The organism is Caulobacter sp. D5 (assembly GCF_003185805.1).
Classification (GTDB): Bacteria; Pseudomonadota; Alphaproteobacteria; order Caulobacterales; family Caulobacteraceae; genus Caulobacter.
In genome coordinates this window covers 1-6,491 of sequence record NZ_QHJY01000087.1, presented here as the reverse complement: position 1 = coordinate 6,491, position 6,491 = coordinate 1, and the positions used below count along the sequence as shown (strand labels likewise).

Here is a 6,491-nt window from a genome sequence, read left to right as displayed (position 1 = left end):
CGGCGGCGGTCTCTTCCAGGCTGGCGGCCTGCTGTTCGGTGCGGCGCGACAGGTCGTCGGAGGCCTGGGCGATCTCTTCCGAACCGGCGCGGATGCCGCCGGTGGCGCCGTTGATGCCGCGCATGGCGTCCTGCAGGCGGCCGGCGGCGGCGTTGAAGTCGGACTTCAGCTGCTCGGCCTTGGGCGCGAAGTGGGCGTCGATGCGGTAGGTCAGGTCGCCGTCGGCCATGGCGCCCAGGGCCGAGCCCAGGGCCTGGATGGCGATGCGGTCGGTCTCGGCCTCGGCGGCCTTCTCGGCTTCGCGTTCGGCGCGTTCGCGCTCGGTGCGGGCGGCGGCGGCGGCGGCTTCCTCTTCCAGGCGCAGCTTGTGGATGGCGGCGTCCTTGAAGGTGGCGACGGCGCCGGCCATCTCGCCGATCTCGTCCTTGCGGCCCGCGGCGGGCACGGCGACGGTGTTGTCGCCGGCGGCCAGGCGGCGCATGGCGGTGGTCATGGCGGCGACCGGAGCGGCGATGCCGCCCGTCAGCAGCAGTCCGCCGGCGACGGCGACGGCCAGGACGATGGCGATGCCGATGGCCAGCACCAAGGTGTTGCGCAGGGAGGCGGCGGCCTGGGCTTCGGTCTGGGCGGTGACCACGGCTTCGGCGTCGTCGGTGATGGCCTGGATGGCGTCTTCCACAGGCTCGACGGCCTTGTCGGCGACGCCGTCATGCTTGACCAGATCGACGGCCTGGGCGCGGGTCGCCGGATCGGCGCCCAGCTGCTCGGCCGGCTCGATGGCCATCTTGCGGTAGTTGGCGTAGGCGACCTCGACGGCGGCGATGCGGTTCAGGTCGGCTTCGTCGCTACCCGCCAGCTTGCGCAGGTCTTCCAGCGCGCCGAGGAACTTCGGCTTGTGGGCCTCTTCCAGGCGCTTGACGTAGTAGTCGTCGCCCGACAGCAGGAAGCCGCGCAGCGAGTTTTCCTGGCGGGTCAGGCGGAAGGCGGCCGTGTCGGCGGCGCGCAGGCTCTGCTGGGCCAGAGCGGACTGCTTCACCGAGGCCTCATAGACCTCCTGGTTGACGTAGAGGGTGACGCCCATGGCCAGGATCGCGGCCAGCATCACGCCGAACACGATCATCAGCTTCTGGGGGATCTTCAAGTCGCCAAACCGCACAGCCCGCCTCCAAAGTTCATTCCCGACATCTGTGCCCACGAGCACATGTCACGACGGAAGCTCTGGCGAGTTCGCGGTTTCCACGACATTAACCGTACTGTGGCGGAACGTCGCACCCTGGAGACTGAAAATGTCAGCCATTCGCAGCTGGCTCGACCTGTGGATACTCAGGATTGCGCTGCGTAAAGGGTTACCGCTGATAAGGCGACGCCCGCTCCACCTGGGGCGGAGCGGGCGTGCGACAAAGGCGCAGTGAAGTTTTTTGCCTGCGACGTCGAATTAGTGGGCTTCGTCCCAGTTGCTGGCGGCTCTCGCCTCCACCGTGAGGGGAATGGAAAGCGCCACGGCCGGCTCGGCCGCGCCCTCCATCACCCGGCGGGCGAGCGCGCAGACGGCCTCGGCTTCGGCTTCCGGGGCCTCGAAGACCAGTTCGTCGTGCACCTGCAGCAGCATGCGCGCCTCGAGGCCCGCCTCTTCCAGCGCGCCCGGCATGCGCACCATGGCCCGGCGCATGACGTCGGCGGCAGCGCCCTGGATCGGGGCGTTGATGGCGGCGCGCTCTGAGAACTGCCGCTGGCCCACCGACTTGGCGTGGATGTCGGGGATGTTGATCTTGCGGCCGAAGATCGTGGTCACGTAGCCGTGCTCGCGCACGAAGGCCCGGGTGGCGTCCATATAGGCCTGGATGCCGGGGAAGCGCTCGAAATAGGTCTTGATATAGGCCCCGGCCTCGCCCTGGCCGATGCCCAGCTGGTTGGCGAGACCAAAGGCGCTGATGCCGTAGACGATGCCGAAGTTGATGGCCTTGGCCCGGCGGCGGATCAGCGGGTCCATGCCCTCGATCGGGGTGTCGAACATTTCCGAGGCCGTCATGGCGTGGATGTCGAGCCCGTCGCGGAAGGCTTTCTGCAGCTGCGGGATGTCGCCGATGTGGGCGAGTAGCCGAAGCTCGATCTGGCTGTAGTCGGCGCTGATCAGCACCTTGCCCGGCGCGGCCACGAAGGCCTTGCGGATCTTGCGGCCTTCCTCGGTGCGCACCGGGATGTTCTGCAGATTGGGGTCCGACGACGACAGGCGGCCCGTGGTGGTCGCGGCCAGGGCGTAGGAGGTGTGCACCCGGCCCGTGCGCTCGCTCATCGCGGCGATCAGGTTCTCGGTATAGGTGCCCTTCAGCTTGGACAGTTGGCGCCAGTCGAGCAGCACGCGCGGCAGCTCGTGGCCTTCGTTGGCCAGGCTTTCCAGCACGTCGCTGTCGGTCGACCACTGGCCGGTGGCGGTCTTCTTGCCGCCCTTCATCGACATCTCGCCAAACAGCACGTCGCCGATCTGCTTGGGGCTGCCCAGGTTGAAGGGGCGGCCGGCCAGCTTCTGGGCCTGCTCCTCGAAATCGGCCATGCGCAGCGAGAACTCGTTGGAGAGCCGGCGCAGGGTCTCGGGATCGACGCGGATGCCGTCGTTCTCCATGGTCGCCAGCACGGCGGGGAGGGGACGCTCCAGGGTCTCGTAGACGGTCAGCAGGCCCTCGGCCGCCAGGCGCGGGCGCAGCACGTTGTAGAGCCGCAGGGTGACGTCGGCGTCCTCGGCGGCGTAGGCGGTCGCCTTGTCGAGGGGCACGTGCTTGAAGCTGATCTGGCTCTTGCCCGTGCCCGCCACTTCCTTGAACGGGATGGGCTTGTGGCCCAGCCACAGCTCCGACAGCTCGTCCATGCCGTGGCCGTGCAGGCCCGCTTCCAGCACGTAGCTGATCAGCATGGTGTCTTCGATCGGGGCGACCTTGATCCCCCGGCGCAGCATCACGGCGATGTCGTACTTGGCGTTCTGGGCGACCTTCAGCACCGAAGGATCTTCCAGCAGCGGCTTGAGGGCGGCCAGGGCGTCTTCTTCGGAGATCTGCTCCAGCTTGGCGGGGGCCTCGAAGATCAGGCCGCCGTCCTGAGCCTTTTCCTCGTGGCTGACGGGGATGTAGCAGGCCTCGCCCGGGGCGATGGCCAGGGACACGCCGCACAGGCCGGCGTTGGCCGACGACAGGGCGTCGGTCTCGGTGTCGAAGGCGACGATCCCCTTGGCGCGGGCCTTGTCGATCCAGACCTGAAGCGTCGCCAGGTCGCGCACGCAGACATAGGCCGCGGTGTCGATGGCGACGGGCTCGGCCACCGGGCTGGCCGCGGCCCGGGCGGCGGCCGAGGCGTAGGAGACGGTGGTGACCGGCGCGCTCACGGCCTTATCCGACGGGCGGACGTCCAGGGTGCGGGGCGCGGCCGCGGCGTTGCCGTCGCCGACCCGGCGGGCCAGGGTGCGGAACTCCATCTGCTCAAGGAAGTCGGCCAGCACGGCCTTGTCGGGCTCGCGCACCACCAGGTCGTCCAGCGGCTCGGGCAGGGGGGTGTTGCAGTCCAGGGTGACCAGGGCCCGCGACAGGCGGATCTGGTCGGCGAAGTTGATCAGGGTCTCGCGGCGCTTGGGCTGCTTGATCTCGCCGGCCCGGGCCAGCAGCGTGTCGAGGTCGCCGTACTCGGTGATCAGCTGGGCGGCGGTCTTGACGCCGATGCCGGGCGCGCCGGGCACGTTGTCGACGCTGTCGCCGCACAGCGACTGCACGTCCACGACCTGCTCGGGATAGACGCCGAACTTCTCGAACACCTCGTTGCGGCCGATGCGGACGCCCTTCATGGGATCGAACATCGAGACGCTGTCGCCGACCAGCTGCATCAGGTCCTTGTCGGACGAGACGATGACGGCCTCGCCGCCGGCGTCGCGCGCGGCGCAGGCATAGGCGGCGATCAGGTCGTCGGCCTCGTAGCCAGGCAGCTCGATGGCCGGCACGCCGAAGGCCCGGGTGGCGTCGCGGACCAGCGGGAACTGCGGGATCAGGTCTTCCGGCGCCGGCGGACGATGGGCCTTGTACTGGTCGTACAGCTTGTTGCGGAACGTCTTTTCCGAGTGGTCCCAGATCACCGCCAGGTGCGTGGGCGCGTCGCCCTGCATGTCGCGCATCAGCTTCCACAGCATGTTGCAGAAGCCCTGCACCGCGCCGACGGGCAGGCCGTCGCTCTTGCGGGTCAGGGGCGGCAGGGCGTGATAGGCGCGGAACAGATAGGCCGAGCCGTCCACCAGGAACAGGCGCAGGGCGGGGCCGTCCTGGGTGAGCGGGCGGGTCTGGGCGGATTCGGGCGCGGCGGCGTCGGTCATGGCGGCGAACATAGGCGGACGAAGGCCCGGCCGGAACCCTCGCCGGGCGGTCGCGCAACGCTTGGCGCCGAAGGCGTGTCCGGCTTATGCTCGCGCTTGAGTGGAGCGCTCGGGCGAGGCCCGGGCCGAGGGGGTTTTCGTGTCGCTTTTCCGTTCAGGTTCCGTCGCGGCGCTGGCGCTGCTGGCGGCGTTTCCGGCCCTGGCCCAGTCGTCCTCGCAGTCTTCCTCGCAATCCTCGTCCCAGAGCGCTTCGCAGGCCTCGCCCGCCGCCGGCCGGGACGACGAGGACAACGCCGAATTCCTGCGCACCTTCGCGGCCTGGCCCAAGCCGGCCGAGATGCGCTCGGCCTTCCCGGCGGGCGCGACCGTCACCGGCCGGGCCAGGATCGAGTGCGTGGTCGCCGCCAAGGGCGCGCTGTCGAACTGCGCGGTGCTGCGCGAGATTCCGGCCGGCCAGGGTTTCGGCGCCGCGGCCATGAGCCTGTCGAACCGCTATCGCGCCCGGATCAAGGACGAGGCCGGCGCCTCGACCGTCGGCAGGAAGGTCACCTATTGGGCCGAACTGCTGGCGCCCGGCGACGCCAATCCCAACTGGGTGCGCAAGCCGACCGGCCAGGACCTGGCGGGCGTCTTCCCCGTGGCCGCGGTCAAGGCGGGCAAGGACGGGGCTGCCACGATCCACTGCCGGGTGACGGTCGACGGCTTCCTCGACCGCTGCGTCGTGATCAGCGAGACGCCCGAAGGCCTGGGTTTCGGCCCGGCCGCCCTGGCGCTGGCGCCGCAGTTCCGCATGAGCCCGATGATCCGCGACGGCAAGCCCCAGACCGGCGAGGTCACCGTGCCGATCAACTGGAAGGGCCTCAGCGGCGCGGGCCTGAGGACCGTCAGCAAGGAGCGGCTGCTGATCGACCCGCCGTGGAAGCAGGCGCCGACCTCGGCCCAGGTGGACGCCGCCTGGCCCAAGGGCGCGGCTGGCCTCGACGCGGGCCAGGCCGCCATCCGCTGCCGGCTCAAGACCGGCGGCGCGCTGAGGGGCTGCGAGGTGATCTCCGAGCTGCCCGCCGGCAAGGGCTTCGGCAAGGCCGCTCTGGCCTTGGCCGACCAGTTCCTCGTCTCGCTCGATCCGAACGATAACAAGCTGGCGGGGATGATCCAGGTCGACGTGCCGGTGCGCTTCCGGGCGCCGGGCTCGACCACGCGCAAGCTGACCCGTCCGCGCTGGATCCGCGCGGCCGATCCCGAGGCCATGGCCGCGGCCTTCCCCGAGGCCGCGCGCAAGGCGGGGGTGGCGGTCGGCACGGGGGTGGTGTCGTGCCTCGTCACCGCCGAAGGCCGGCTGACCGACTGCGAGGCCGTGCGCGAAGAACCGCTGAACCTCGACTTCGCCGCCGCGGCGATGACGGTGGCGGGGACCATGCGCATGAACCTCTGGACGACCGAGGGCGACCCGGTGGACGGCCAGCGCATCCGCCTGCCTGTCCGTTTCGAGGAGCCGGGTCCGGCGGCCGCGCCGGCCGAAAAGCCGGCGGACAAGGCCACGCCCTGACGGTTTCCTGAACGGGGCCAAGCCCTTGCTTTGCAACCAGCGTTCGCCCAAATGAGGCGAGATCGCCCTTAAGGCGCCCCAGGCTGGACCTGTGGATAGTTTACAGGCAAAAGCGCGTCCGCCTCACAGGCGGACCACGTGCCGCATGGCGCGCCCGGGAACCGACGGGCATGTCTGCGACTTGGTTTCAGTACGTAAAAGCGCCCTCCCCGACGCGGATACCTTTTTGACCATGACCTTGAAGAAGACCATCGCCCTGGGCCTTGGCCTGGGAACGTGCAGCCTTGTCGTCGCCGCCGTGCTGGCGACCGGGACTTTCAGCCCCCCGCCGGTTTCGGACAATCCGACCAGCGAACCCGTCGAGCTACGCGCGCCCCTGGCGCCCGCCGAGCAGGGCGCGCCGCTGCCCAAGCAGTACGTGGTCTGATGTCGCATCCCTCTCCCCCTTGCGGGAGAGGGTGGCCTCGTGGAGCGAGGTCGGGCGAGGGGTTGAAAACCCTCCCCGCTGCTACGGCGGATCGGCTGGGTGCGGTGTCTCGGGTCTGAGAGACCCCTCATCCGTCGGCTATCGCCGCCACCTTCTCCCGCAAGGGGAGAAGG

General features: G+C 69.7%; 4 protein-coding genes. 2 read left to right on the top strand and 2 right to left on the bottom strand.

The window, feature by feature from the left end; genetic code table 11:
* Window positions 1-1,156 (bottom strand): methyl-accepting chemotaxis protein (locus DMC18_RS06640; protein WP_146217993.1); only part of this gene is annotated, 1,156 nt, incomplete at its 3' end.
* Between the two features lie 279 nt (window positions 1,157-1,435).
* Window positions 1,436-4,345, bottom strand: coding sequence for a DNA polymerase I (polA, locus tag DMC18_RS06635; protein ID WP_199228466.1), 2,910 nt, complete (start codon window positions 4,343-4,345; stop codon window positions 1,436-1,438).
* Window positions 4,346-4,484: 139 nt separating this feature from the next.
* On the opposite strand from polA, the gene DMC18_RS06630 reads away from it, so the two are divergent.
* Window positions 4,485-5,891, top strand: a complete 1,407-nt coding sequence (locus tag DMC18_RS06630; RefSeq protein ID WP_146217992.1) for an energy transducer TonB — start codon at window positions 4,485-4,487, stop codon at window positions 5,889-5,891.
* 232 nt (window positions 5,892-6,123) lie between these two features.
* Window positions 6,124-6,318 carry a hypothetical protein gene (locus tag DMC18_RS06625; protein ID WP_110120099.1) on the top strand — a complete coding sequence of 65 codons (195 nt, stop codon included), beginning with the start codon at window positions 6,124-6,126 and terminating at the stop codon, window positions 6,316-6,318.
* Window positions 6,319-6,491: the final 173 nt, after the last annotated feature.

Coding starts and splice junctions, on each gene's coding strand:
- polA (WP_199228466.1), bottom strand. CDS start 4,345: ATGACCGACGCCGCCGCGCCCGAATCCGCCCAGACCCGCCCGCTCACC.
- DMC18_RS06625 (WP_110120099.1), top strand. CDS start 6,124: ATGACCTTGAAGAAGACCATCGCCCTGGGCCTTGGCCTGGGAACGTGC.